We start from the raw sequence: 23,721 nt of genomic DNA on the forward strand, positions 1-23,721 counted from the left end.
CCGAGGCCCGGTACCGCCGGTCGGGCGGCCGAGGTTCGTCAGCGTCACCCGGCCGGCCTGAGCCGCATCTCCCGGTCGGCCCTGGCGAACATCCGCTCGAAAGGCCTTCCCCCCAGCCGGGTCAGCACGGTGTAACCCTTCGCGTCGTTCAGCGGGCTGGACGACGACACGACGCCCGCCACCGCCCCGCCGTACAGGGCCGGGCCGCCGCTGCCGCCCGCCGCGGCGTGGCAGTTGCGCGTGACCATCAGCCCCGGCCCCTCGAAGCCCCCCTCGACCGCGTCGCCCACGCAGCGGTACATCTTCGTGCCCGGATACCCCCGGCCCGCCGGATAGCCGAGCAGTTCGAGGCCGCGCAGCTGCGTGCCCCTGGACGTGCGCATCGGCGACAACCCCCGCCCGGTGACCGACTCCAGCGGTTGCTTGCCGCCGGCCACGCCGACCAGCCCCACGTCGTACGGCAGCAGCTCCGGCGAGTACGGCCTGCTGCGCCACCTGGCCGGCACCCACGCCCGCACGACCGGCCAGACGCCCAGCGGCGGCCGGCCCCGGTCGAACCCGGGCAGGAAGGCCAGGTGCTTGAGCAGCCGCCCGTTGTGATACAGGCAGTGCGCCGCCGTCAGCACCAGGCTGCGGCTGCGCGAGCCGATCACCGTGCCGCCGCAGAGCACGTCCGTCTTCGCGACCGGATCGCGGCCGAGCAGCACCCCGGTCAGCCGCCGCGCCCCCGTGTAGGGGCGCGGGACCGGCGCGTAGCCCAGGCGGTCGCCGTCAGGGGTGAGCACGCGGGGAACGGGGACGTTACGTTGGGACACCTCGGCGACGGCGGCTGGATCGAGCAGGACGAGAGACAGAGCCAACCTGAGCACCCTGCCACTGTAGGCCGAAGATGATCAGCCCTCTGACCTGCGACATGAGGGTTTACTAAGATGTGTACTGGGAACCGAGCGCCCGTAGCCGGGCGTGCGCCGACTCGTAGACACCCGCCGCCTCGCCGAGATACGCCTTGGGCAGCTTGGCGACCATCGTGTAGTTGGTGTCGCACACGTTCCCGACAGGCGCCTGGCCAGCCTGGCTGACGAGCTGGTAGGCGTCCAGCGTGTCCAGCCCGGTCAGCTCGGAGGTCCAGGTGACCAGGTCGTGCTGGCTGATCCGGTACGCGTCCTCCAGCGGCCTGGCCGACCCGGTGGACATCAGGTGCAGGTCGTCCTCCAGACGTGGCCACGGCGTGGCCACCCCCTTGATCAGCTCGACCGCGACCACGGTGTTCATGGCCGACTCCACCGCCGTCCCGCACACCTCGCCGTGGCCCTGAAGCCCGTGGCCGTCGCCGATGGAGAACATCCCGCCCTCGACGTTGACGCCCAGGTAGACGGTGACGCCGGCGCGCAGCTCGGGGGTGTCCATGTTGCCGCCGTGCGCGTCGGGGGTGATCGTCATGCGGGCCTCGTTCGCGCCGGGGGCCACGCCGACCGTGCCGTGCATGGGGTCGAGGGGCAGGGCGACGCTGAAGTCGCTGTTGCGGGCGTGGTAGACGGCGACGTTCCTGGCGAGGTCGATGTCGTAGCGCCAGACCCGCTCCTCCAGCGGCGGCTGCAGCGTGGCCGTGGTGTGCGTGCCGGTCAGCGCGCCGAAGTGGGGGAACGTCGTGGAGACCGCCCAGTCCCTGGCCGGGGTGATCCTGATGAAGTGCAGGGCCAGCGTGTCGCCCGGCTCGGCCCCCTCGACGTGGAAGGGGCCGGTCACCGGATTCAGGTACGGGAACTCGCACACCCGCGACGGCAGGTCGTCCACGGTCTGGACGCGCCCGCCGAAGCAGTCCTCGGTGTAGAGCTCCAGGATCGTGCCGGGGCGTACCTTGCCGACGGCCGGCCGGCCGCCGAAGGTGTAGCTCAGCTCCTCCGGCTCGGGACGGTAGGAGATGACGTTCACTTGACCTCCGAAGGTAGTTCGGGCCTGCGGCCCAGCAGGTACGAGCCGCCGAGGACGACCAGGCCGACGGCCAGCCAGATGCCGCCCACCCACTGGGCCGCGACGTTCTGGTTGATCACGACGGCCACCAGGACGGCGAAGCCGATCACGGGCGCGATCAGGTGCGCCCAGTAGTTACGGCTGCGCTGCCTGATCAGGTAGTGCACGACCACGGCGATGTGCAGCAGCAGGAAGGCGCTCATGGCGCCGAAGTTGACCAGCGAGGCCAGCTCGCCGATGCCGTTGTCCCTGGTGCTCATGTAGATGCCGAGGACCAGCGAGACGGCGGCGACCGCGAAGGTGGCGTTGACCGGCACCCGGTGCCTGGGGTCCACGGCCGCCAGGAAGCGCGGTAGCTGCCGGTCCCTGGCCATCGCGAACAGCAGGCGCGAGGTGGCGGCCTGCGCGACCAGCGAGTTGGCGAAGCCCCACGCGATGGCGGTGGCCACGGCGGTGAGCACCGACAGCCACTGCCCGCCGGCGAACGCGGCGGTGTCGTAGAACGCGCTGCCCGCGGCGTCGCCCTCGGTGATCAGCTTGGCCCGGTCGGGCGTGAGCAGCGCCGCCACCCACGTCTGCACCACGAACAGCACGGCCGCCACCGCCAGCGCGGCCACCATGGAGCGGCCGAGCCGCCGGGCGTCCTCGCGGTTCTCCTCGGCCAGGGTGGAGATGCCGTCGAAGCCGAGGAACGACAGCACGGCCACCGAAGCCGCGGCGAGCACCACGCTCCAGGTGAAGGAGGAGGAGTCGAAGAGCGGGGTGAGGAAGCCGGTCTGCGCCTTGCCCTGGGTCAGCGCGACGCCGCCGACCACGAGGAAGATCGCCAGGACGGCCAGCTCGGCGACCAGCATGATGCGGGTGATCCTGGCCGTCATCTGGATGCCCAGGTAGTTGACGACCGTGTTGAGCAACACGAAGATCACCAGCCAGCCCCAGACGGGGATCGCCGGCACGAACGAGTTCATGGCCGTGCTGGCCACCAGGTAGAGCAGCGAGGGTACCAGCACGTAGTCCAGCAGGATCGCCCAGCCGGCGACGAAACCCACGGGAGCGGTGATGCCGCGTCCCGCGTAGGTGTAGACCGACCCGGCCATCGGGAACGCCCGGGCCATCTGCGCGTACGACAGCGCCGTGAACGCCATCGCGACCAGACCGATGACGTAGGCGAGTGCCACCATCCCGTGGGAGACGGCGAAGACGTTGCCGAAGATCCCGAACGGGGCGATCGGCACCATGAAGATCAAGCCATAGATCATCAGATCGGCGAAGCCGAGGGAGCGTTTGAGCTCCTGGCGGTAGCCGAACTGCTCGACGCTGCTCATGTACGGCTCCTAGTGCTTGGGGGGCGATTGGCACCTTAGAGCCAAAGCTTTCTACTGAAAAGGTTTCTCCAGGAAGAAGTCCAGGCCGTCGGCCCTGCCGAGGTGGACGGGCTGGCGTACCTGCCGGTCGAGCAGCGTGAGCGTGCCGCGGGCGCTGGTGATCGTGGTGCCGTCGGCCACGGCGTCGAGCTCCGGCACCGCCAGCGAGCCGGCCCGCGTGCACAGGGCGGCCAGCATCGCCACCGCCTCGTAGCAGCCGTGGCCGTGGGCGTTCAGCATGGGCGCGTCGTCGCCGAACCTGGCCGTGTACCGCTGGGAGAAGTCGAGGCTGGCCGGGGTCGGCAGGTCGCGGAAGTAGCCCATGGACGAGTACAGCTCGCCGGTCGCGTCGCCGCCGATGCCCAGCAGGCCGTGCTCCTCCAGCGCCCCGCACAGCCGGGCCGCCCGCAGCTCCGACGCGGCGAACGCCCGGTTGAAGGCCACCAGGTCGCTGCCGATCAGCGTCAGCAGGATGGCGTCGGGGCGGGTGTCGGCCACCCGGCCCAGCCAGCTCACGGCCTCCCCGTACCGGACGAAACGCTCACCCACCACCGTGGCGCCGGCCGCGCGCAGCCGCCTGCGGGCGCTGGCGTGCACCAGGCGCGGCCAGATGTAGTCGTTGCCCAGCAGGTACCAGCGGCGGGCCCGGCGCTGGCCCGCCAGCCGCTCGATGCCCGGCGCGAGCTGCCGGTCGGGGGTCTCGCCCAGGAAGTAGACGCCCGGCGCCCGGCCGCCGCCCTCGTACGGCGGCGCGTACACGAACGGCACCCGCCCGGCGATCGCCGCCACCACGGCCACCCGGACGTCGCTCGCGTGCGCGCCGGCCACGGCCTGCACCGTGCCCGACCGGACCAGGCCGGCCACCTCGGCCGCGACCTGCCCGGCGGGCCGCCCACCGTCGATCAGCACCAGCTCGACCGGCCGGCCCAGCACCCCGCCCCGGGCGTTGACCTCCTCGGCCGCCAGCACGGCGCAGTTGATCGCACACGGGCCCATCAGGCCGAGCACCCCGGACACGGGGACGATCAGGCCGATCCTGATCGAGCCGGAGGGGAGGAGCCGCGCTTCGAGAGGATCGACGGTCGCCGCCACGCCGACGAGTATCCTCCCTTCTAGCTCCCCGATGAAAGGACTCACCATGACGACCTCGGGGCTCGGGTCCTCACTCGCCTACCTGCTCAGCCGTGCGGAGCGGGGCGTGAACCGGGGGCTGGCGGCGGTGCTGGCCGGCGAGGGCGTGACGGTCGAGCAGTGGCGGATCATGCGGGCGCTGGCCGACGGGCGGGGCGAGTCGATGGGCGAGCTCGCCGAGGCCGTGCTGATGCCGCACCCGACGCTGACCAAGGCCGTGGACCGGCTGATCGATCGGGCGCTGGTGTACCGGGGTCCGGCGAAGGGGGATCGGCGCAGGGTGGCCGTCTTCGTCTCGGGGCGGGGGGCCGAGCTGCTGGCCCGGGTCGACGGTGCCGTGGCGGAGCAGCAGGCGGTGATCGCGCTGGCGTTCGGCCGGGAGCGCACGGAGCGGCTCATGCGCGACCTGGAGAGCCTGGTGGAGGCCCTGGACTACGCCGAGCTGCGCGTCTGAGGGCTCACCCCTGGTGCTTCTTGGAGACGTCCGCCCAGACCAGCACCACCACTCCGGCCAGCGCCACGCCCAGGTATCCCGGCAGGGGCAGCTCCACCAAGCGGTGCAGGAACCCCCATTCGCGGTCGAACCACATCCGTCCGATGAACCCGCCGAGCCCCTGGATGACGGCGATCACGGCGACGACGTTGATGAACCCTCTCATGCGTCCACGATCGCAACGCGGGGCCCGCCCCGGCATCGAACCTTGGGCGGGCCCCGCGCTACTTAAGTAGCGCTCACGGGTAGAGGCCGCGCATCTGGTGCGCCTCGGCCACCCGGCCCACGCCGATCACGTGCGCCGCCTGCCGCAGCGTCAGGCCGCGCTCCGCGGCCAGCGACGTGACCTCGGAGAAGGCGCCCATCATGAGGTCGCGGAGCTTGAGCTCGATCTCGCCCGAGCTCCACGCGTACGCCTGCATGTTCTGCACCCACTCCAGGTACGACACGATCACCCCGCCCGCGTTGGCCAGGATGTCGGGCACCACCGTGGTCCCGTTCGCGGCGAGGATCTCGTCCGCCTCGGGCGTGGTGGGGCCGTTGGCGCCCTCGACGATCAGGCGGGCGCGGATCCTGGGCGCGTTGGCCTCGGTGATCACGCCTTCGAGCGCGGCCGGGACGAGCACGTCCACGTCCAGCTCGAACAGGTCGTCGTGGGACAGCGCGTCGGCGTGGTGGAAGCCCCGCACGCCGCCGGTCTCGGCCGCGTACGCGCGCAGGCGCGCCACGTCCAGACCGCCGGCGCAGTACACCGCCCCCGTGACGTCGGACACCGCCACGACCTTGCAGCCGGCGTCGGACAGGTACTGCGCGGCCGGCGCGCCCACCTTGCCGAAGCCCTGCACGGCGACGGTCACGCCCTCGGGCGAGCGGCCGAGCGCGGCCAGCGCCGCGATCTGCACGCCGCGCGAGGTGGCGCCGGTGCGGCCGAGCGAGCCGCCCAGCGTCATCGGCTTGCCGGTGACCACTCCGGGCACCGAGTAGCCCGCGCTGACGCTGTAGGTGTCCATGACCCAGGCCATGGTCTGCTCGTCGGTGCCGACGTCGGGCGCGGGGATGTCCTTCTCCGGGCCGATCAGCGGCAGGATCTCGCTGACGTAGCGGCGGGTCAGCCGCTCCAGCTCCCGGGTGGTGAGCCCGGCCGGGTCCACGGCCACGCCGCCCTTGGCGCCGCCGTACGGGATGCCGACCAGCGCGCACTTCCACGTCATCCACATGGCCAGCGCGGTGACCTCGTGGATGTCGGTGCCGGGATGAAACCGGAGGCCGCCCTTGGCGGGGCCGCGCGAGACGTTGTGCTGGACGCGGAAGCCCTGGACGACGTCCAGGCGGCCGTCCTCGCGCCGCACCGGGACCGAGACGGTCAGCGAGCGGCGCGGCGTGGCCAGCATGGTGCGGAGCCCGTCGTCGAGCCCGAGGTGCCCGGCGGCCTGGTCGAGTTGGTGGAGAGCGGAGTCGAGGGCCTGGCGGCCCGGGGTGATCAGGGCCGGCGTCGTTGACGGCACCATGATGCTCATGGAAGAAGTTCCTCCCGGTATGTACGCCCTATTTGCGGAGAAAGCGCCGTTGCCTTCCCCTTTTGGGCGTTGTTGTCACGATCATCCTAGAGCGGGGCGTTTGACCTTGCCTAGTTATTGGTAGAAATCCAAGCCGGTGATCGGGGTGCTGTGGACCGTGCCACTCTGGCAGGCTTGCGGAGCGAGAGTGTGACGGTTTCGACGAATTGAGGAGTGGAATGCCCGCACTGGTGGTGGGGCCGATGCTGAGATACGTCGACTCCGACAGCGCCTCGATCTGGGTGGAGACCGCCGAACCCTGCACGGTCACCGTGGAGGCGGACGGCAGGTCTTACCGGTCGCCTACCTTCACCGTGCACGGACACCACTACGCGATCGTGGATCTCGTCGAGTTGTCCCAGGATATCGCGTCGTACGCGGTCACGCTCGACGGGGAGCAGGTATGGCCCATGGCGGGTCGCCCGCCGAGCCGGATCCGGCTGCTGCGGCCGGAGGGGGTGCGGAAGCTGGCGTTCGGCTCGTGCCGCACCAGCGTGCCCCACGACGCCGCCACCGTACGCACGCACGGCGACGACGTCCTGCGCGCCTTCGGCGAGCACCTGCCGGACGCCGGCGACGAGGAGTGGCCGGACCTGCTGCTCCTCCTCGGCGACCAGGTCTACGCCGACAACCCCTCGCCCGACATGCTGGCCTACATCCGTTCCCGCAGGAGCACCGAGCCGCAGGGCGAGATCGCCGACTTCGAGGAGTACGCCGAGCTCTACCGCCAGGCGTGGACCGAGACGGAGATCCGCTGGCTGCTGTCCACCGTGCCGACCGCGATGATCTTCGACGACCACGACCTGCGCGACGACTGGAACACCTCGCAGCCCTGGCGCGAGCAGATGGCCAGGACACCGTGGTGGCGGCGCCGGGTGGTGGCGGGGCTCGGGGCGTACTGGGTCTACCAGCACCTGGGCAACCTCTCGCCCGCCGAGCGCGCCGACGACGAGCTGCTGGCCAAGCTGATGGCCGGCGACGGCGGGGCGGCGCTCGACGAGTTCGCCGAGCGGGCCGACACCGAGCCGAGCAGCAACCGCTGGAGCTACGCCCGCGACCTCGGCCCCGCCCGCCTGATCATCGTCGACACCCGCTGCGCCAGGCAGCTCACGCCCGGCGACCGGCGCATGCTCGACCCAGGGGAGTGGGCCTGGCTGCAGGAGCAGGTACGGCGGCCCGCCGAGCGACTGATCATCGGCTCGTCGATCCCGTTCCTGCTCCCCGAGGGCGTCCACGGCGTGCAGAACTGGAACGAGGCCCTGTGCGACGGCAAGTGGGGCCCGCTCGCGCGCCGGTGGTCCGAGACGCTCCGCCAGGCCATCGACCTGGAGCACTGGGCGGCGTTCCGGCGCTCGTTCGACGACCTGGCGAAGCTGCTGATCGGGCTGGGCAAGCCGGTGCTGATCCTGTCGGGCGACGTGCACTACTCCTACCTGGCCAAGGCCGACAGGGGCCCGGTCTTCCAGATCGTCTGCTCGCCCATCCGCAACCCGCTCAGCCGCATGCTGCGCTGGGCCAACGTCTTCACCCAGTTCTCGATCGCCACCCTGGTCGGCAGCCTGCTGGCGCGGCTGGCGGGCGTCCCGCGCCCGCCGTTCCGCTGGAAGATCACCAAGGGCCCCCTGTTCCAGAACGCGCTGGCCACGCTCACCCTCCCTGACGAGGTCACCTGGTACGGCTCCACCGGCGAAGTGGTCAAACCGCTCGACACCGCCCGCCTACGCTGAACCGCATGCATGACGACACCTACGCCCCCGCCGTCCCCTTCTACGACCTGTGGCACGAGGACGGCCACGTGCCCGTGGTCCGCGAGCTCCTGCCGCCGCTGCTGGCGGAGGTGCGGCGGAGCGTCATCGAGATCGGCGCGGGCACCGGCCTGATCACCGAGCTGCTCGTCCGCGTCACCCCGGCCGAGATCCACGCCGTCGAGCCGTCGCTGGGCATGCGCTCCGTGCTGGTCTCCCGCCTGGCCACCGACCCGGAGGCGCTGCGCCGGGTGACGGTGCTGCCGTGCGGGGCGCTGGAGGTGGAGGTGGACGAGCCGGCCGAGGCCGTCGTGATGATCTCGGTGCTGCAGAGCTTCGCCGCCGCCGAGCGGGCCGAGCTGTGGCGGGTGCTGGGCAGGCAGCTGGAGCCGGGCGGGCGGCTGGTGTTCAACTGGCGCGACCGCGCCCCGGCCGTGCCGGGAGAGCTCCAGGTCATGGGCTCCTACCAGGTCGGCAGGCACACCTACGAGGTCGCCGGGCAGGTGCTGGAGGCCGAGGGGGAACGCGTCACCTCGCGGTTCCGCTACCGGATCAGGCGGCAAGGCGTGGTGATCAGCGAGGACGAGCTGGTCACCACCGCGCACTGGCCCGCCGGGGACGTGCTGGCGGCGGAGCTGAAGGAGGCCGGGTTCGAGCCGGGCGAAGCCCCGGAGGGCATGCAGGTGTGGCGGATGCCGAAATAGTGGGAACCGGCCCTTGACGTGCGGCCAACAACAGGGTGACCGCACGAGAGAGGACCGGCCACGTGGTGGGAGTTCAGGATGTGCCTGACACGCTCGACGACTCGACGCTGATCGCCCGTTCGATCGGCGCGCCCGAGAGCTTCGCGGCGCTGTTCGACCGGCACGCCGACGAGATCCACAGGTACGCCGCCCGGCGACTCGGGGGCGAGCTGGCCGACGACGTGACCGGCGAGGTGTTCCTGGTCGCCTTCCGCGGCCGGGCCCGCTACGACCCCTCGTGGCCCGACGCCCGCCCCTGGCTGTACGGGATCGCGACCAAGGTCGTCTCCCAGCACCGCAGGGCGGAGCGGCGGCGCACCGCGGCCATGGCCAGGGTGAGCGTGGAGCGCCCCGGCACGTTCGACGACCGCAGCGCCGACCGGGTCACCGCCGAGCAGCTCCAGCCCCGCCTGGCCAGGGCGCTGACCCGGCTCAGCGCGGCGGAGCGGGACCTGCTGCTGCTGGTGGCCTGGGCGGACCTGACCTACGAGGAGGCGGCGCTCGCGCTCGGCGTGCCCGTCGGCACCGTCCGGTCCCGGTTGCACAGGCTCCGCGTCAAGGTACGCAGGGCGCTCGGCGGCACCGACCCCTTCGCAGAGGAGCCCCAGCATGGATGACGAGATTCGCGTGTTCGCAGAGGGACGGCCGGAGGCGCCACCGTACGGGGCCGAGGCCAGGGCACGGGCACGGGAGCGGCTGCTGACGCAGGCGCGCAGCGGCGGCGGCCGGTTCCGGGTGCCGCCGCTGGGCTGGCAGGCCGCCGCCGCGTTCGGCGTGACGGTCGTGCTGGTCGGCGGCGTCGCCGTGGCCCTGTCGAACCAGGGGGCGGGCCCCGGCCCGGCCACCTCGGCGACGCAGTCGGCCGAGGTGACGCCCGGCGAGCTCCACCCGCGTCCCGGCCAGTTCATCATGGTCGAGTCCGAGACGATGTACGGGTCGTTCACCATGGGCGCCGACGGCAAGGAGGCGTCGCGGCACCTGTACCGCTCGCACAGGAAGATCTGGCAGTCGGTGGACGGAAGCGCGAGCGGCCTGCTGATGATGGAGGGCCGCGAGCCGCGGCCATGGCCCGGCGAGGAGCTGCCCGAGGCCGAGAAGACGGGCTGGCAGGGCACGTCCTGGGACACGCTCGCCGCCTGCCCCGGCCGCCTGGGCGAGTACCGCACCGACTACGCCTACCTGAGCACCCTGCCCGCGGACCCCGCCGCCCTGCGCGAGCGCCTCTACCGGCTGGGCGGCAAGGGCGGGGACCGGGACTTCTCGGCGCTCGACCACGCACGCAGCATGCTCACGGAGACCTACCTGCCCAGGGCACAGCGCCAGGCGCTGTTCGAGGCGATCAAGACCATCCCCGGAGTCCGGGCCAAGCAGGGGGTCGAGGACGCGGCCGGACGCGAAGGCGTCGCGCTGGCCAGGCCCGGCGGCGAACGGGGAGTCGAGAACCAGCTCATCTTCGACCCGGAGACGTTCATGTACCTGGGCGAGCGGGAGGAGGTCGTCGCCGAGGGCGCGGCGGCGCCGAAGGGCAGCATCCTGGCGTTGACGGCCCAGCTCAGCGTGTCGGTGGTGGACCGGCTGCCGGAGGAGGCCGCCCAGGCGCAGGGGGACGCGAGCTGCATGCCGGAATCCGAGGTCTCGGCCGGCGCGCCACCGCAGTCCCCGGCCCCCGGCACCCCGACGGCCACCGCCTCGCCGGCCACCGCCTCACCGGCCCCCGACGCGCCGACGGAGACCGCCTCACCGGCGCCCCATGCGCCGACGGAGATCGCGTCACCGGCCCCTGACATGCCGACGGAGACCGCCTCGCCGGCGCCCGGTGCGCCGACGGCCAGCGCGGTGCCCGAATCGGCCGATGCGGACATGCCGACGGCCGGTCCCGTTCCGACGGTTACCGATTGACCACGGAGACGGTCAAGTAAGCGCCGTAACGGTGCGCAACCCCGTGAACCGGAGGAGCGTCTCCCTGGACAGGGCCCAGCCACGTGCGGTGGGTGGGCCCTGGTCCGCGGAGCCGTAACAGATCATGCCCGCCCGAGCTCGGGGATCATGCGCTCTTGAGCTCGTAGAGCGCATCGGCGAGCTGCGAGATCGCCCAGAGGAGATCTTCCTCGGAGACGACGATCGGCGGCGCCAGGCGGATCGTGGAGCCGTGCGTGTCCTTCGCCAGCACGCCGCGCTTCAGCAGCGCCTTGGACACCTCGCGCCCGCTGCCCAGCTCCGGATCGATGTCCACGCCGGCCCACAGGCCGCGCCCGCGCACCTCCAGCACGCCCTTGCCGATCAGCTCGCGCAGCCGCCCGTGCAGGACCTCGCCGAGTTTCGTGGCGCGGGCCTGGAACTCGCCGGTGTTGAGCAGCTCGATGACCGCGTTCGCCACCGCGCAGGCCAGCGGGTTCCCGCCGAACGTGGACCCGTGCTGCCCCGGGTGGATGATCCCGAGCACGTCGCGGTCGGCGGCGATGGCCGACACGGGCACCACCCCGCCGCCCAGCGCCTTGCCCAGCACGTAGATGTCCGGCACGACCCCTTCGTAGTCGCACGCGAACGTCTGCCCCGTACGCCCGAGCCCCGACTGCACCTCGTCGGCGATCATCAGGATGCCCTCGGCCGAGCACAGCGCCCGCAGGTCGCTCAGGTACCCGTCCGGCGGCACCAGCACCCCGGCCTCGCCCTGGATCGGCTCGACCAGCACGGCCACCGTGTTCGCGTCCACGGCCGCCCGTACCGCATCGATCGAGGCGTACGGGACGATCCGGAAGCCCGGCGTGTACGGGCCGAAGTTGTCATGCGCCTCCGGGTCGGTGGAGAAGCTGACGATCGTGGTGGTGCGGCCGTGGAAGTTGCCCTCCATCACGATGATGTTGGCCTGCTCGGGCTCGACGCCCTTGACCTCGTACCCCCACTTGCGCGCCACCTTGACGGCGGTCTCGACGGCCTCGGCGCCGGTGTTCATGGGCAGGATCATGTCCTTGCCCGTGAGGTCGCCGAGCCCGGTGCAGAACTGCGCGAACTGGTCGTGGTAGAAGGCGCGGCTGGTCAGCGTGAGGCGTTCGAGCTGCTCCCTCGCCGCCTCGATGATCTTCGGATGGCCGTGGCCGAAGTTGAGCGAGGAGTAGCCGGACAGGCAGTCCAGATACCGCTTGCCGTCGACGTCGGTGACCCACGCGCCGTGCGCCTCGTGGATCACCACCGGCAGCGGATGGTAGTTGTGCGCGCTGCGGCGCTCGCTCACTTCGATCAGCTCTGCGCTGGTGGTCATGATCAGTTTTCCCCCCTGATCTCCAGTGTGCAGCACTTGGGCCCGCCACCTGCCTTACGCAGCTCCGACAGATCGACCGGGATGACCTCGTACCCGCGCCGCTTGAGCTCCAACTGCAGGTCGGACGCCTCGGCGTTGATGACCACGTTCGTGCCGTCGCTGACGGCGTTGAGCCCGAGCACCTCGGCGTCCCGCGCGCTCGCGATCACCGCGTCCGGGAACATGCGGCGCAGCACCGCGAGGCTGCCCGGCGAGAACGCGTCCGGGTAGTAGGCGACGTTGCGCCCGTCGAGCGGGAACAGCGCCGTGTCCAGGTGGTAGAAGCGCGGGTCCACCAGCGTCAGCGAGACCACCGGCCGGCCCAGGTACTCCTGCGCCTCCTGGTGGGCGACCACGTCCGTGCGGAAGCCGGTGCCGGCCAGGATGACGTCGTCGAGCGTGAGGAAGTCGCCCTCGCCCTCGTTCACGTGCGCCGGCTCCAGCGTCGGGTAGCCGCGCTCGGCGAACCAGCGCAGGTAGGCGGGGCCCTCGGGGCCGCGCTGCGGGTAGGCGAAGCGGGCGCCGTACGCGCGGCCGTCCACGACCAGCGCGCCGTTCGCGGCGAAGACCATGTCGGGCAGGCCGTCGATCGGGTCGATCAGGCTGACCTGGTGACCGAGCTCCTCGTACGCCGCCTTCAGGCCCTCCCACTGCCGGACCGCCAGGTCGCGGTCCGCGCCGGCCTCGGGATGCATCCACGGATTGATGGCGTACTCGACCGTGAAGTACTCAGGACGGCACATGAGGAAGTGTTTGGGCATGCAGCACTCCATCGGCTCTCAAGCAGGGAAAATCCCCATCACAGGGGATGAGGACAGCCTAGGAATCCGCGTTTGCGCAGGCCAGGGGTTGACATTGCGTCTTCGCGCGCGTCTGTTGCGTCTCTCAGCCCGGGGTGGCCGATTCGTTGCGCGCCTCCGGCACGGCGGCGCCCGGAGGGGTGTCCACCAGCCTCGACAGCACGATGGAGCTCTTGGTCCGCACCACGAACGCCATCGCCGCGATGCGCTCGATCACCCGCTCCACGTGCCGCACGTCCGTCGCCCTGATGTGCAGCAGCGCGTCCGCCTCACCCGTGATCGTGGCCGCCGCCACCACCTCGGGGAACCTGGTCACGGCCAGCGCGATGTCCGACGGCTTCGTCTTGCCCTGGCAGAACAGCTCCACGTAGGCCTCGGTCGTCCAGCCGAGCGCCTGCGGCGACACCCGCGCGCTGAACCCCGTGATCGCTCCCGTCTCGCGGAGCCGGTCCACCCGCCGCTTCACCGCCGAGGCGCTCAGCCCCACCTGCTGCCCGATGTCGGCGTAGGTCTGGCGGGCGTCGTCGACGAGTGCCGCGATGATGTCACGATCGAGCTGGTCCAGTTCCACGCGCTCTGTATACCGCCTGGCCAGGCTGGCGCGCGACGAGCGGCACGCGGGAGACTGGGCGCGACAAACGTGACCGAAAGGCGTTCGCCACTATGAGCACCACGAGCTTCCCCGAGGGTTTCGTGTGGGGAGTTTCGACGTCGGCTTACCAGATCGAGGGGGCCACGGCCGCCGACGGCCGCCTGCCGTCCATTTGGGACACCTTTTCCGCGGACCGGGCGGAGGCGTGCGACCACTACCACCGGTATCCCGAAGACGTGCGGCTGATGAAAGAGCTGGGGATGGCCGCCTACCGGTTCTCGGTGAGCTGGGCGCGGATCTTCCCCGAGGGGCACGGCAAGCCCAACGCGGCCGGCCTCGACTTCTACGACCGGCTGCTCGACGAGGTGGTCGGCGCGGGCATCACCCCTTACGCCACCCTCTACCACTGGGACCTGCCGCAGGCGCTGGAGGACCGCGGCGGCTGGCCGTCCCGCGACACCGCCGCGCGGTTCGCCGAGTACGCCGCCGCCGTCCACGCGCGGCTCGGCGACCGGGTGGACACGTGGTTCACGCTGAACGAGCCGTGGGTGGCGGCGTTCCTCGGCTACGGGTCCGGCATCCACGCGCCGGGCCGCAGGTCCGCCGCCGACGCCTTCCGCAGCGCCCACCACATGCTGCTCGGGCACGGGCTGGCCGTGCAGGCGCTGCGCGAGGGCGGGGCCGAGAAGGTCGGCCTCGTGCTCAACATCTCGCCCGTCATGACGCCCGCCCAGGTGAGCGACTTCGGCAGGGAGCTGTCGGAGGAGGACGCCGCGGCCGTGGCCAGGATCGACGCGCTGGCCAACCGGCAGTTCCTGGAGCCGGCGCTGCGCGGCGCGTACCCGGCGGAGCTGCTGCCTGTCATCGAGCGCCACGGCGGCCTCGACCACATCCACGACGGCGACCTGGAGACCATCGCCCAGCCCCTCGACCTGCTCGGCGTCAACTACTACACCCCGCTGGTCGTCCAGGCGCAGCCCAGCGAGCCCGCCGACCCGGCGTATCCGGGCAGCGAGGGGATCCTCTTCTGCACCATCCCGACGGCGGTCACCGCCATGGGCTGGCCGATCGTGCCGAACTGCCTCGCCCTGCTCCTCGGGCGCATCTCCCGGGACTATCCCGGCCTCGATCTCATGGTCACCGAGAACGGTGCCGACTTCGTGGACGTGGTGACCGGGGACGGCATTCACGACGTCGACCGGATCAGTTTCATCGAGGAGCACCTGCGTGCCCTGCGCGCGGCCGTCGACGACGGCGCCCGGGTACGCGGATACCTCGTCTGGACGTTGCTCGACAATCTCGAATGGTCCGACGGTTACCAGCGCAAGTTCGGCCTCGTGCACGTGGACTTCGCCACCCAGCGGCGGCGGATGAAGGACAGCGCGCTGTGGTACCGCGACGTCATCAGGCGCAACGGGCTGGCCGAGACGCGCACCCGCAGGCCCACGCTGGAGACGGTGGCCGCCCGCGCGGGCGTCTCCAGGGCGACGGTCTCCCGGGTCGTCAACGGCGAGTCGTCCGTGAGCCCCGAGGTCAGGGCCACGGTCATGCGGGCCGTCAAGGAGATCGGCTACGTGCCCAACCTGGCCGCGCGCACCCTCGTCACCCGCCGCACCAACGCGGTCGCCCTGGTCCTGTCCGTCCCCCGGCAGGGCGGTGACACGCTCACCTCCGCCGTCGTCCAGTACGTGACGAGCCTCCTGGAAGGCGCGGGCAAGCAGATCACGCTCATGCTCGCCGAGACGGCCGAGAGCCACCGGCGCATCGCCGCGCACGTCGAGGCCCGGCTGGTGGACGGGGTCGTGCTGCTGCCGCCCGACCGGGGCGACACGCTGGCCGAGCGCCTCTCCCGCACGGAGGTGCCGCTCGTGCTGCTGGGCAAGCCGCCGATCGCGTCGCTGGTCCCGTACGTGGACGTGGACAACGTGGGCGGCGCCGCGGCGGCCACCGAGCACCTGCTCGCCCGCGGGCGCCGCCGCATCGGCATGGTCTGCGGGCCCATGGACCTGGTCACCGTCCAGGACCGGCTGTCCGGCCACCGGGCGGCGCTCCAGCGCGCGGGCCTGACGCCGCACCTCGCGCCCGCCGACGACCTCACCCGCGCGGCGGGCGCCGCCGCCGCCCGCCGGCTCCTGACGGACTCGCCCTCGCTCGACGCCGTCTTCGCCGCCACCGACCAGCTCGCCATCGGCGCCCTGCAGGCGGCCCGCGAGCTCGGCCTGCGGGTGCCCGAGGACCTGGCGGTCGTGGGCTTCGACGACGTGGACGCCGCCTCGGCCACCACCCCGGCGCTCACCACCGTGCGGGTTCCCGTCGCCGAGCAGGCGCTGGCGCTGGCCCGGCTGCTGCTGTCCCGCCTGGAGGGCCGCCACACGACGTCCGTGGTGCTGCCCACCCGGCTCGTCGTCCGGGACTCGGCCTAGAGCCGGCCTAGAGCCGCTGCTGCTCGAACAGGTGCGGGAAGACCTTGGAGACCTTGGACAGCAGGTACTCGCCGTAGGTGCCGGTGAAGTCCACCTGGCCGTCCCACCGGTGGCCGGGGGCGTAGGGGAGGGGCGGGACCTCGCTGTCCCAGCCGGGGTCGAAGAAGAACGGGAAGCTGAGGCGCTCGTTGCCGCTGCGGTTGCGCACGCGGTGGGGGGTGGAGCGGTACTGGCCGCCGGTGAGCTTGTCGAGCATGTCGCCGATGTTGCACACGAACGTGCCCGGCACCGGGGGCGCCTCGATCCAGCCCGCGTCCGTACGGACCTGCAGGCCGCCGTTGCCGTCCTGGAGGAGCAGGGTCAGCAGCCCGTAGTCGGTGTGCTCGCCGACGCCCCAGGTGCCGGGGTCGTCGGCGGGCCCGGGCGGATAATGAAATATCCGGAAGAGGATGGTCGGATCGGCCGTGTAGCCCGCGCGGAAGTAGTCCTCCTCCAGCCCCAGGCTCAGCGCGATGCCGCCCATCACCGCCTGCCCGACGCCCGTCATCGCGCTTAGGTACTCCAGCACCGCCTCGCGCAGCTCGGGCACCTGGGCGGGGAACAGGTTCGGCCCGTGCAGCGGCACGGCGCCCGGCGGCTCCTCGGCCCCGAAGTAGACGCCCTCCTTCAGGTCGGGCCGCCCCGAGGTCAGCTCGCCGCCCACGGGGAAGAACCCGCGCCAGGCCCGGCCGCCCCGCTCCATCGCGATCTCGTTCTTGACGTGCTCGGGCAGCGCGAAGAAGCGCCTGCTCGCCGCGTCGAGCCGGGCGATGAGCTCGGGCGGCACGCCGTGGCCCGAGACGTAGAAGAAGCCGTGCTCCCGGCAGGCGGCGCCGATGGCGTCGGCGACGGCCCGCCTTCCCTGACCCGCCGCGAGGAGCGGGGCGATGTCGATCACCGGCAATTCGCTCATCGCCCCATTGTTCCCCTGAAACGCCCGGGCGAGGGGTTCCCCGCCCGGGCGTGCCGCTGATCAGGAGGTCGAGAACGTGAACCAGTTGACGTTGACGAAGTCGGCCGGCTGCCCGGAGGAGAAGGTCAGGTACACCGTGTGCGTGCCCGTCACCCCGGAGACGTTCGCCGGGATCGTGCGCCAGCTCTGCCAGCCGCCCGTGTTCGCCAGGGCGAAGTCGCCGATCGGCGGGGCAGTCGGGCTGTCGAGGCGGACCTGCACCAGCCCGCTCACCCCGGCCGCCGCGCCGGAGGCCACCCTGGCCCTGAACTGCGTGGCGGGCGTGGAACCGAAGTCGACCCCGTCGTAGCGCAGCCAGTCGCCGTTGGCGATCGCCCCGACGTTCTGGCCGCCGCCCGAGTCGGTGGTCGTCTCGACGATGGTGCCCGACTGGCCCTGGTAACGCTCGGCCTGGATCGTGGAGCGGGCGTCGACGCCACCCGGAGGGGTGGTGGGGTCGGTGCCGCCGGTGCCGCTCTGCCAGACGGCCACGTAGTCGACCATCATCGGCCGCCCGGGGACGGTGGCCGCGGTCGGCGTCTGGCCGCCCAGGGCGTTCGGGAACGCCCCGCCCATGGCCACGTTGAGCAGCAGGAAGTAACCGGCGTGGCCGGTCATGTTGTTCCAGGTCGTGGCGTCGAACTGCGACTGGTTGACGCCGTGGAACTGCTGCCCGTCCACGTACCAGCGCAGCTGATTGGGGCTGACGCTGCGGTCCCACTCGAAGCGGTAGGTGTGGTAGGCCGACTGGCAGGTCGAGCCGGGGCAGGCGCGGCTGGCGCCGAGGCCGGTGGTCTCGTTGCAGGGGCCGCCCGGGTTGACGCCGCAGTGCAGCACGCCCCAGACGGAGTTGATGCCGTTGACGTTCTCCATGATGTCGAACTCGCCGATGGCCGGCCAGTTCCAGTAGTTGCCCCGGTACGGCGCCCCGAGCGCCCAGAACGCCGGCCAGTAGCCGAGCGCGGCGTCGCCGGTCACGTTCGGCATCTGCAGCCGGCTCTCGATGCGCAGGATGCGCCCGTCGGCGGGCTTGAAGTCGGCGCGCCTGGTCTCGATGCGCGCCGAGGTCCACTCGCCGGACGAGCTGCGCAGCGGCGTGATGCGCAGGTTGCCGGAGCCGTCGAGGCTCAGGTTGGCGGTGCTGGAGGTGTAGTTCTGGACCTCGCCGGTGCCCCAGTTGGCCGGGCCGCCCGGGTAGGAGTGGCCGGTGTCGATGATCCAGTTGCTCGACGAGGGCAGGGTGCCGGCGGCGCCGTTGAAGTCGTCGGACCAGACGAGGGACCAGCCTGACGGGGTGGGCGGGACGCTGGCCGAGGCGCTGACGGCCAGGTTGACGAGCAGGCCGCTGAGCGCGACGAGTGCCGCGGCCACGGCAGCCAGGCGGCGCCGGTGCCGATGCCGGATCGCTGTTGTCATAACTCTCTCCCGGGGGTGCCTGAGCGCTGGAGAGAGCGCTCTCTGCAAGATCTGAGCACAGCGTTTACCGGCTGTCAACAAAGCTTACAAAGGCCGAGGTAGCGCGGAGAGCGCTCTCGAAACAGGTCATGGCGGGCGAAAGAGAACGGCGCCGCACAGGTGTGCGGCGCCGTACGGGAGAAGGAAGGACTCAGCCCTTCTCCGCCTCTCCCGTCGCCTGCTCCAGCGCGTCCTCGGGGGAGGCCTCCAGGTCCTGCTCGGCGTCGGCGCCCGCCTGGGCGGAGGCCTTGTCCAGGCGCACCCAGCTCGTCACGCTCTCCACCGCGAACAGCACGAACAGGTACGCCGTCAGCACCGCCAGCACCGGCGTCAGCACGTCGAGCGCCGCCCCGACACCGATGACCAGCAGCCGCAGCTCCCAGCCGAGCCCCGCCCGGAACACCCAGGCGGGCGGCCAGATGCTCTGCCGCGTCCGGTAGACGGTGTCGTAGGTGTGGTAACCGACGACGTACACCAGCACGAACAGCAGCCACTTCGGCGCATCGGCCGCCAGTCCGACCGCGATGATGGTGAAGAACTCGGCCGCGCGCAGCAGCGGCGGGGTGAGCCAGTCGAAGCGGCCCAGGTGGTCGCGCGGCGTCGTGGGCAGCACCAGCAGCAGCACGATCGCCACGGGCAGGAGCAGGATGGGGCCGCCGGAGCCGAGCAGCCCCGCGACCGTGATGGCGACCACGGCGAGCAGGGCCACGAGCGTGGCGGGCACGGGAGGCAGGCCGGCGCCGATCTTGCTGGACAGGGCGTGGGCGAGCGGGCCGTCGTCGCGGTAGGCGACGAGGCGGGCGGTCTGGATGCGGCGGCGCTCCTCGTCGGGATCCGGCGTGGGGGTGGCCATGGCCTGCGGCTGGGTGATCATACGAGCGACCTCATGAGGCGTCCGGTGAGGGTGTAGGCGGCGGCGACGGAGCCCCAGATCACGAGGGTGATGAAGGTGATCCGGGCGTCGAAGAGGGCGGCGGTGATCGCGATGGCCGCGAAACGCTCGCCGATGGGGAAGACGATCATCTTACGCGCCCAGTGGACTGCACGGTACTTGCCGGCCTTCGTCCACATCTTCAGCACACCACGCACGCCCTGGCTGCGCTCCACCTTGCGGGCGGTCAGCTTCTGGCGCAGGTCGCGGTCGTCGGGGGCGTCCAGCGGCGTGGTGGGCAGCGGGGCCGGGGGTTTGCGGCGGTTGGCGACACCGAAGGAGAAGTCGAGCAGGTGGCGCACGGACTGCAGGCCGAGCGCGGCCAGCGCCAGGATCCAGATCTCCTCGCCGTTGCCGGAGACCACCCAGCCGACGGCCAGGCCCGCGAAGACGACGTACTCCTTGAACCGGTCGAACGTCGCGTCCAGCCATGCCCCCAGCACGCCGAACTTGCGGGCGTAACGGGCGACCTGCCCGTCCACGCAGTCGAAGACGAAGGCGAAGTAGATCAGCACGCCGCCCAGCACCATCCAGGGGCGGTCGCCGGTGGCGAAGCAGGCGGCCGCGGCCACGCCGAGGACGATCGAGATCAGCGTCACCTGGTTGGGCGTCAGCCCGCGGCGGGCGGCCCAGCGGGCGATGTAGCGCGAGTAGGTGGAGACGAAGAACGTGGTGAAGAAGCCGTCGGCGCCCTTGACGGCGTTGTTGAGCCGGGCGCGGTCCTCGTTCATCCCGGCCATCTCGGCGCCGGCCTCGTTGATCTCCTCCTGGGTGGTGACCCGGCGGTAGAACAGGTCGCGCCGGCCCCGGATGCCGACCGACACGCCGTTGCGCACCAGGCCGAACACCACGAGCTGGACGAGATCGTCGTCGGCGCCGAACCGGTCGGCCATGGCCGCGAGCTCGCGGCAGGTCTCGGCGAGCTTCGGCGCGTTGCGCGCGCTGACGTGCAGCGGGCCGAGCACCACGGCGTTGGGCCTGGTCACGGCGTGGCTCGCGGTGCCCACCGAGACCACGCGCGACTTGCCGATGCGCACGCGCACGGGCAGGCCCTCGACGCGGTTCATGCCGATCTCGGGGTCGGCCTCGTCGATGGGGATGCGGTCCTCGACGGGGTTGTCCTCGGGACCGTTCTCCTCCAGGCCGTTGTCCTCCGTCACCCCCACCCGTGGCTCTTTCGCGACGAGCGCCAGCGCACCGCGCTTGGACTTGGTGATCTGGTAGATCAGCTCGTCGTGGACGACAGAGTTCTCAGGGATGATGAACAGGCTCTCCGTTGCTTGCTCGGCGACGTCGGCCAGGGCGCGCAGGGCGGTCGCGACGTCGTCCGTCGGGATCGTGGCGAAGCGCGGATCCATGGAGGTGAGCTGGCTGCGCAGCCGTTCGGACACGGTGGGATTGCCGGAAAGCGCGGCCAGCCTCAGGCCGGTCGGAGAGATGTCGGGGCCGGGCGAGGCGCCCAGCAGGACCACGCGGGTCATGACTCCCTTTCGAGGCGGTAGCGGGGGGTTGAACAACGGGTAATGCGGGGACAGACGTCAAAGTGTAGTGAGAGTGACGTAAAGTCGCGTCACAAGAGCATGCCCGTAACGTCCCGCCCACCGGTATACAGGTCGGCCGTAAGATGTTCGAGTGAGTCTCTACCGTGACGAAGGCGTGGTCCTGCGCACCCAGAAACTCGGTGAGGCAGACCGCATCGTCACCATCCTGGCCAAGCGTACGGGCAAGATCCGGGCGGTGGCGCGAGGCGTCCGCCGCACGAAGTCGCGCTTCGGGGCGAGGCTGGAGCCGTTCACGCACGTCGACCTGCAGTTGCACACCGGCCGCACGCTCGACGTCGTCACCCAGGCGGAGACGATCAGGCCCTACGGGGAGGCGCTGGCCGCCGACTATCCCCGCTACACCGCCGGCAGCGCGATGCTGGAGACCGCCGACCGGCTCACGCACGGGGAGAAGGAGCCGGCGCTGCGGCAGTTCCTGCTGCTGGTGGGCGGGCTGCGCACGCTCGCCGACCGCGGTCACGAGGCCAGGCTGGTCCTCGACGCCTACTTCCTGCGCTCCCTGGCCGTGGCCGGCTACGCCCCCGCGCTGGAGGCGTGCGCGAAGTGCCAGGCGCCGGCGATCAGGGCGTTCGCCATCGTGGCCGGCGGCGTGGTGTGCGGGGCGTGCAAGCCGTCCGGCTCGGCGGTGCCCGCGGGCGAGACGATCGGGCTCATGACGGCGCTGCTGCGCGGCGACTGGACCACCGCGGACGCCTCCGAGCCGCGCCACCGCAGCGAGTGCAGCGGCCTGGTCGCCGCATACCTGCAATGGCACCTCGAACACGGAATACGCTCTCTCCGACACGTCGAAAGGGAGCCCGCGTGAACGTACGACCCCCGTCCCCGCACCCGTCCGGGGCGACCCCGCCGCCCATCCCGCGCGAGCTGGTGCCCCGGCACGTCGCCATCGTCATGGACGGCAACGGCCGCTGGGCCAAGGCTCGCGGCCTGCCCCGCACGGAGGGGCACAAGGCGGGCGAGTCCTCGCTGTTCGACGTCATCGAGGGGGCCATCGAGCTGGGCATCCCCTATCTGAGCGCGTACGCGTTCTCGACGGAGAACTGGAAGCGCTCGCCCGACGAGGTGCGCTTCCTCATGGGGTTCAACCGCGACGTGATCCGGCGGCGGCGCGACGAGCTCAACGCCATGGGCGTGCGCGTGCGCTGGGCGGGCCGGCCGGGGCGGCTGTGGAAGAGCGTCATCTCCGAGCTGCAGACGGCCGAGGAGATGACCACGTCCAACCGGACGCTCACGTTGCAGTTCTGCGTCAATTACGGCGGCCAGGCCGAGATCGTCGACGCCGCGCTCAAGCTGGCGCAGGACCTCGCGGCCGGGCGGGTCAAGCCGTCCAAGGTGAACGAGAAGGTCTTCGCCCGGTACCTGGACGAGCCCGAGATCCCGCCGGTCGACCTGTTCCTGCGCTCGTCGGGTGAGCAGCGCTTCTCCAACTTCCTGCTGTGGCAGTCCGCCTACGCCGAGATGGTCTTCCTCGACCGGCTGTGGCCCGACTTCGACCGGCGGGACCTGTGGGACGCGTGCGAGATCTTCGCCAAGCGCGACCGGCGCTACGGCGGGGCGATCCCCAACCAGGTCTAGCCGCTCTTCAGCCGGCGCCCGGCGCCCGGATGCTGTCGAAGCGGTCGAGGGGCCTGCTCGAAGGCGGCCGGGAGAGCGAGACGCCGCCAGGGCGTGCGGCGACCCTAGGCGGAGACGGCCTGGCCCGGCTCGTTCCGGTAGCGGCCGGGGGCGGTGCCGAACTCCCGCTTGAACGCCTTGGCGAAGGCGAACTCGGTGGCGTACCCCGTACGCTCGGCCACCGAGCGCAGCGGGAGGTCGGTGTCGCGCAGCAGCCGCGCCGCCGTGGTCATCCGCCACCACGTCAGGTACGCCAGCGGCGGCGCGCCCACCTTGCTCGCGAACCGCTGCGCGAACGCCGCCCGCGACAGCCCCGCCCTGGCGGCCAGCGACTGCACCGTCCACGGGGTCGCCGGGTGCTGGTGGATCGCCCGCAGCGCCGCCGTGACCGCCGGGTCGCGCAGGGCCGCGCCCCAGCCGGTGGCCATGTCGTGGTTGTCGTACCAGGCCCGCAGGAGGTAGACGAGCAGGACGTCGAGCAGCGCCGACGTGGCCGTCTCGAAGCCCTGACCGTGCGCGGCGTCGAGCTCGCGGCCCAGCAGCTCGATCGCGCCCCTGAGCGAGGGGTGGCCGCCGATCCTGGCCGGGATGTGCATGACGTCGGGCAGCTCGGTCAGCAGCGGGTGGAGCCTGGTCTGGTCGAGCCGGTACGCGCCGCACAACATCTCGGTCAGCGGACCCGGGCCGTCCTGGTGCAGGCGGCCGATGGGGGAGCCGTCGTCGTACACGGGCGTGGCCTCGACCAGCGGGGTCGTGACCGCGTCCGCGAGGCCGTGCCCGAGCTCGCGCGGCAGGAACACCACGTCGCCCACCCCCAGCCGGACGGGCTCGCCGGTGGCGGGCAGCAGCCAGCACGAGCCCTGCAGGATCACGTGGAACCCGGCGCCCTGCTGCGGCTGGAACCGCACGCCCCAGGGGCCGCGCATGCGCGTGCGCGAGGCGTGCGGCAGGCCGGTGCGCATGGCGGTGATGGCGTCGCTGAGCACGTCCATGTCCGTACGGTATCCCGCGATGCGGGGGCGGTGGACGATCGGACATGGTGCGTGGATCGG

Annotated in this window: 22 protein-coding genes; 8 read left to right on the forward strand and 14 right to left on the reverse strand. The window is 71.6% G+C overall.

The genetic code is table 11. The features are described from left to right. Positions 1-44: 44 nt before the first annotated feature. From AB0I79_RS12015 to AB0I79_RS12030, 4 genes are read right to left on the reverse strand one after another with little or no spacing between them, the layout of a single operon-like run. The gene (locus tag AB0I79_RS12015) at positions 45-869 is read right to left on the reverse strand and encodes a hypothetical protein (RefSeq protein ID WP_357870692.1); all 825 of its coding nucleotides are present in this window, start codon (positions 867-869) and stop codon (positions 45-47) included. Between the two features lie 55 nt (positions 870-924). Then, a complete protein-coding gene (locus AB0I79_RS12020; protein WP_357870695.1) occupies positions 925-1,932 on the reverse strand; it encodes an acetamidase/formamidase family protein in 1,008 nt (335 codons plus the stop codon). After that, positions 1,929-3,296 (reverse strand): APC family permease, encoded by a 1,368-nt coding sequence (locus AB0I79_RS12025; RefSeq protein WP_357870698.1) that lies wholly within the window; start codon positions 3,294-3,296, stop codon positions 1,929-1,931. The genes AB0I79_RS12020 and AB0I79_RS12025 overlap by 4 nt, the downstream gene beginning before the upstream one ends. 51 nt (positions 3,297-3,347) lie before the next feature. Further along, positions 3,348-4,427 (reverse strand): substrate-binding domain-containing protein, encoded by a 1,080-nt coding sequence (locus tag AB0I79_RS12030; RefSeq protein WP_357870701.1) that lies wholly within the window; start codon positions 4,425-4,427, stop codon positions 3,348-3,350. Between the two features lie 46 nt (positions 4,428-4,473). On the opposite strand from AB0I79_RS12030, the gene AB0I79_RS12035 reads away from it, so the two are divergent. After that, the gene (locus AB0I79_RS12035; RefSeq protein WP_357870704.1) at positions 4,474-4,920 is read left to right on the forward strand and encodes a MarR family transcriptional regulator; all 447 of its coding nucleotides are present in this window, start codon (positions 4,474-4,476) and stop codon (positions 4,918-4,920) included. Between the two features lie 4 nt (positions 4,921-4,924). On the opposite strand, the gene AB0I79_RS12040 is transcribed toward AB0I79_RS12035, so the two are convergent. Together AB0I79_RS12040 and AB0I79_RS12045 are read right to left on the reverse strand one after the other, a co-directional pair. Beyond that, positions 4,925-5,125 carry a hypothetical protein gene (locus AB0I79_RS12040; RefSeq protein ID WP_357870707.1) on the reverse strand — a complete coding sequence of 67 codons (201 nt, stop codon included), beginning with the start codon at positions 5,123-5,125 and terminating at the stop codon, positions 4,925-4,927. A 73-nt stretch (positions 5,126-5,198) separates the two neighbouring features. Beyond that, complete coding sequence (locus tag AB0I79_RS12045) at positions 5,199-6,476, reverse strand: Glu/Leu/Phe/Val dehydrogenase (RefSeq protein WP_357870710.1); 1,278 nt, start codon at positions 6,474-6,476, stop codon at positions 5,199-5,201. A 218-nt stretch (positions 6,477-6,694) separates the two neighbouring features. Between AB0I79_RS12045 and AB0I79_RS12050 the strand changes: the two genes are divergently transcribed. The 4 genes from AB0I79_RS12050 (at position 6,695) to AB0I79_RS12065 (ending at position 10,902) form a co-directional block, all read left to right on the forward strand. Further along, complete coding sequence (locus tag AB0I79_RS12050) at positions 6,695-8,242, forward strand: alkaline phosphatase D family protein (RefSeq protein ID WP_357870713.1); 1,548 nt, start codon at positions 6,695-6,697, stop codon at positions 8,240-8,242. Between the two features lie 5 nt (positions 8,243-8,247). Further along, a complete protein-coding gene (locus AB0I79_RS12055; RefSeq protein WP_357870716.1) occupies positions 8,248-8,964 on the forward strand; it encodes a class I SAM-dependent methyltransferase in 717 nt (238 codons plus the stop codon). A gap of 80 nt (positions 8,965-9,044) precedes the next feature. Further along, complete coding sequence (locus AB0I79_RS12060) at positions 9,045-9,620, forward strand: RNA polymerase sigma factor (RefSeq protein WP_357870719.1); 576 nt, start codon at positions 9,045-9,047, stop codon at positions 9,618-9,620. Continuing rightward, positions 9,613-10,902, forward strand: coding sequence for a CU044_5270 family protein (locus AB0I79_RS12065; protein WP_357870722.1), 1,290 nt, complete (start codon positions 9,613-9,615; stop codon positions 10,900-10,902). The genes AB0I79_RS12060 and AB0I79_RS12065 overlap by 8 nt, the downstream gene beginning before the upstream one ends. Positions 10,903-11,047: 145 nt before the next feature. Here AB0I79_RS12065 and rocD read toward each other — a convergent pair whose 3' ends face one another. From rocD to AB0I79_RS12080, 3 genes are all read right to left on the reverse strand, one after another. Continuing rightward, positions 11,048-12,262, reverse strand: a complete 1,215-nt coding sequence (rocD, locus tag AB0I79_RS12070) for an ornithine--oxo-acid transaminase (protein ID WP_357870725.1) — start codon at positions 12,260-12,262, stop codon at positions 11,048-11,050. Between the two features lie 2 nt (positions 12,263-12,264). Further along, complete coding sequence (gene ddaH / locus AB0I79_RS12075; protein ID WP_357870728.1) at positions 12,265-13,062, reverse strand: dimethylargininase; 798 nt, start codon at positions 13,060-13,062, stop codon at positions 12,265-12,267. Between the two features lie 124 nt (positions 13,063-13,186). Then, positions 13,187-13,672, reverse strand: coding sequence for an Lrp/AsnC family transcriptional regulator (locus tag AB0I79_RS12080; protein WP_357870731.1), 486 nt, complete (start codon positions 13,670-13,672; stop codon positions 13,187-13,189). A 92-nt stretch (positions 13,673-13,764) separates the two neighbouring features. Here AB0I79_RS12080 and AB0I79_RS12085 point away from each other — a divergent pair, with 92 nt between their 5' ends. Beyond that, the gene (locus AB0I79_RS12085) at positions 13,765-16,116 is read left to right on the forward strand and encodes a GH1 family beta-glucosidase (protein ID WP_357870734.1); all 2,352 of its coding nucleotides are present in this window, start codon (positions 13,765-13,767) and stop codon (positions 16,114-16,116) included. Positions 16,117-16,123: 7 nt separating this feature from the next. On the opposite strand, the gene AB0I79_RS12090 is transcribed toward AB0I79_RS12085, so the two are convergent. The 4 genes from AB0I79_RS12090 to AB0I79_RS12105 form a co-directional block, all read right to left on the reverse strand. After that, a complete protein-coding gene (locus AB0I79_RS12090) occupies positions 16,124-17,068 on the reverse strand; it encodes a 2-oxoglutarate and iron-dependent oxygenase domain-containing protein (protein WP_357870737.1) in 945 nt (314 codons plus the stop codon). Positions 17,069-17,128: 60 nt separating this feature from the next. After that, complete coding sequence (locus tag AB0I79_RS12095) at positions 17,129-18,523, reverse strand: glycoside hydrolase family 16 protein (RefSeq protein ID WP_357870740.1); 1,395 nt, start codon at positions 18,521-18,523, stop codon at positions 17,129-17,131. Between the two features lie 190 nt (positions 18,524-18,713). Beyond that, a complete protein-coding gene (locus tag AB0I79_RS12100) occupies positions 18,714-19,436 on the reverse strand; it encodes a DUF5941 domain-containing protein (protein WP_357870743.1) in 723 nt (240 codons plus the stop codon). Beyond that, positions 19,433-20,974: a CDP-alcohol phosphatidyltransferase family protein gene (locus AB0I79_RS12105; protein WP_357870745.1), complete on the reverse strand. Its 1,542-nt coding sequence runs from the start codon at positions 20,972-20,974 to the stop codon at positions 19,433-19,435. The genes AB0I79_RS12100 and AB0I79_RS12105 overlap by 4 nt, the downstream gene beginning before the upstream one ends. Positions 20,975-21,125: 151 nt before the next feature. On the opposite strand from AB0I79_RS12105, the gene recO reads away from it, so the two are divergent. Further along, on the forward strand, positions 21,126-21,860 hold the full coding sequence (recO, locus tag AB0I79_RS12110) for a DNA repair protein RecO (protein ID WP_357870748.1): 735 nt from the start codon (positions 21,126-21,128) through the stop codon (positions 21,858-21,860). Further along, the gene (locus AB0I79_RS12115; RefSeq protein ID WP_357870751.1) at positions 21,803-22,630 is read left to right on the forward strand and encodes an isoprenyl transferase; all 828 of its coding nucleotides are present in this window, start codon (positions 21,803-21,805) and stop codon (positions 22,628-22,630) included. The genes recO and AB0I79_RS12115 overlap by 58 nt, the downstream gene beginning before the upstream one ends. 104 nt (positions 22,631-22,734) lie before the next feature. On the opposite strand, the gene AB0I79_RS12120 is transcribed toward AB0I79_RS12115, so the two are convergent. Next, entirely contained in the window at positions 22,735-23,661 is a 927-nt protein-coding gene (locus tag AB0I79_RS12120; RefSeq protein WP_357870753.1) for an AraC family transcriptional regulator, read from the reverse strand. Positions 23,662-23,721: the final 60 nt, after the last annotated feature.

This window comes from Nonomuraea sp. NPDC050202 (genome assembly GCF_040656115.1).
Lineage (GTDB): Bacteria > Actinomycetota > Actinomycetes > Streptosporangiales > Streptosporangiaceae > Nonomuraea.

Excerpts from the sequence above, each read along its gene's own strand:
- AB0I79_RS12025 (WP_357870698.1), bottom strand. The coding sequence starts at position 3,296 with ATGAGCAGCGTCGAGCAGTTCGGCTACCGCCAGGAGCTCAAACGCTCC.
- AB0I79_RS12035 (WP_357870704.1), top strand. The coding sequence starts at position 4,474 with ATGACGACCTCGGGGCTCGGGTCCTCACTCGCCTACCTGCTCAGCCGT.
- AB0I79_RS12040 (WP_357870707.1), bottom strand. The coding sequence starts at position 5,125 with ATGAGAGGGTTCATCAACGTCGTCGCCGTGATCGCCGTCATCCAGGGG.
- AB0I79_RS12045 (WP_357870710.1), bottom strand. The coding sequence starts at position 6,476 with ATGAGCATCATGGTGCCGTCAACGACGCCGGCCCTGATCACCCCGGGC.
- AB0I79_RS12050 (WP_357870713.1), top strand. The coding sequence starts at position 6,695 with ATGCCCGCACTGGTGGTGGGGCCGATGCTGAGATACGTCGACTCCGAC.
- AB0I79_RS12055 (WP_357870716.1), top strand. The coding sequence starts at position 8,248 with ATGCATGACGACACCTACGCCCCCGCCGTCCCCTTCTACGACCTGTGG.
- AB0I79_RS12065 (WP_357870722.1), top strand. The coding sequence starts at position 9,613 with ATGGATGACGAGATTCGCGTGTTCGCAGAGGGACGGCCGGAGGCGCCA.
- rocD (WP_357870725.1), bottom strand. The coding sequence starts at position 12,262 with ATGACCACCAGCGCAGAGCTGATCGAAGTGAGCGAGCGCCGCAGCGCG.
- ddaH (WP_357870728.1), bottom strand. The coding sequence starts at position 13,062 with ATGCCCAAACACTTCCTCATGTGCCGTCCTGAGTACTTCACGGTCGAG.
- AB0I79_RS12085 (WP_357870734.1), top strand. The coding sequence starts at position 13,765 with ATGAGCACCACGAGCTTCCCCGAGGGTTTCGTGTGGGGAGTTTCGACG.
- AB0I79_RS12090 (WP_357870737.1), bottom strand. The coding sequence starts at position 17,068 with ATGAGCGAATTGCCGGTGATCGACATCGCCCCGCTCCTCGCGGCGGGT.
- AB0I79_RS12095 (WP_357870740.1), bottom strand. The coding sequence starts at position 18,523 with ATGACAACAGCGATCCGGCATCGGCACCGGCGCCGCCTGGCTGCCGTG.
- AB0I79_RS12100 (WP_357870743.1), bottom strand. The coding sequence starts at position 19,436 with ATGATCACCCAGCCGCAGGCCATGGCCACCCCCACGCCGGATCCCGAC.
- AB0I79_RS12105 (WP_357870745.1), bottom strand. The coding sequence starts at position 20,974 with ATGACCCGCGTGGTCCTGCTGGGCGCCTCGCCCGGCCCCGACATCTCT.
- AB0I79_RS12115 (WP_357870751.1), top strand. The coding sequence starts at position 21,803 with ATGGCACCTCGAACACGGAATACGCTCTCTCCGACACGTCGAAAGGGA.
- AB0I79_RS12120 (WP_357870753.1), bottom strand. The coding sequence starts at position 23,661 with ATGGACGTGCTCAGCGACGCCATCACCGCCATGCGCACCGGCCTGCCG.